Source organism: Ventrimonas sp. (assembly GCF_048380235.1).
In the GTDB taxonomy this organism is placed as follows: domain Bacteria; phylum Bacillota; class Clostridia; order Lachnospirales; family Lachnospiraceae; genus Brotaphodocola.
Genome location: NZ_DBFCCJ010000043.1, coordinates 1 through 1185, shown reverse-complemented (window position 1 = coordinate 1185; position 1185 = coordinate 1). Strand labels below are relative to the sequence as shown.

Annotated in this window: 1 protein-coding gene; it reads right to left on the bottom strand. The window is 52.7% G+C overall.

Annotated features, from left to right (window positions below):
* Window positions 1-131 precede the first annotated feature (131 nt).
* Window positions 132-1185: plasmid recombination protein (locus tag ACMP1L_RS07880; protein WP_418452576.1), on the bottom strand; the 1054-nt coding region annotated here is incomplete at its 5' end.

Below are 1185 nucleotides of genomic sequence, written 5' to 3'. Positions count from 1 at the left end.
CTGGCCTTCCTCGCTGTTGAAAAACTCAACCATGGAGGGATAAAAGCAACGTGCCAGCGCCTTGATTGCTTCATCCGGGTAGCCGGATTTGTTCGACTTCTTCTTTTTGTTCAAATGGTATCCTCCGAAAATCAAAGTTCCATATCCTGCCCACGCTTGCGGTTTCGTTGCGGCACATTCATGGTGCGCTCCTGCTTGGGGGCAAGAATCTTTTCCAGAAAGCTGCGAACCAGTTCAGGCGCACGGTGGAGGGCGTCCAGATAGGGCTTCACTTCGTACCAGAGTTCATGATACTTTTGACCCCAATGAGCAGCTTCCTTCTTGGCGGTGGAAAGCTCTTCTTTTAGGCGGCGGTTCTCCACGTCCATCATATAACCGTGGTCGGCTTGCTTTTTCAGTTTGGAGAATTCTTCCTCGGTCAGCGAATAGTTGCCGAGGAAGGTTCGCTTACCGATATAATCCAGATCGCGCGCGTGAATGAGGGCTTCTTTTGTGAGCGTGGCCTTTTTCTGAACAGCGGCAAGTTCCTTCTCCTTTTTGGAGAGGGTCTGACTGGTTTTGGCAAGCGACTGCGCCTTTTGGTCGGCTTGGGCGGTCAGGGAGTCCAGCCGTTCCTGCTCCCGTTGAACTTTGAACTGGGTGACGGTCAGGTGTTCTTCGGTGCTGCCACGTTCGCCGCGCTCTACATCGGTATACCCAGCATTGTGCATATAGTTGAAGAAATCGTCTTGCAGGATGCTGTACGACTTCTTCAGGACGGGTTTGCCGTTCTTTTGCAGGATGGGCTCTCCAGCATCGTCCAGCAGAGGCTTAGATGCCCACTTCTTACTCCGGCTGACCTGCATGACAGTCTCCTTTACGGTACCGACCAGTGCCTTGTCCTTGCAGCGTTTCGACCACAGGATTTGCTTTTCCACCACAGGCACATAGACCACATGGAGGTGGTAGTGGTAGATCTCCCGGCCTAGTGCCTCGGTCATGGCACGGTTGATTTCATCGGCGTGCATGACAGCCGAGAGAATATACTGCTCACCGCCCACGATTTGAACGGCTGCTTTGTAGGCATCCTCATAGAACTGCTTGGCGAACTCATAGCCGCCGTGATTGTCAAAGTAGGCAGAGTTGACATCAAAGACAAGTTCACAGTAGTGGATAGCATCCGGCTTCAAGCCGCGCGTGGAGATG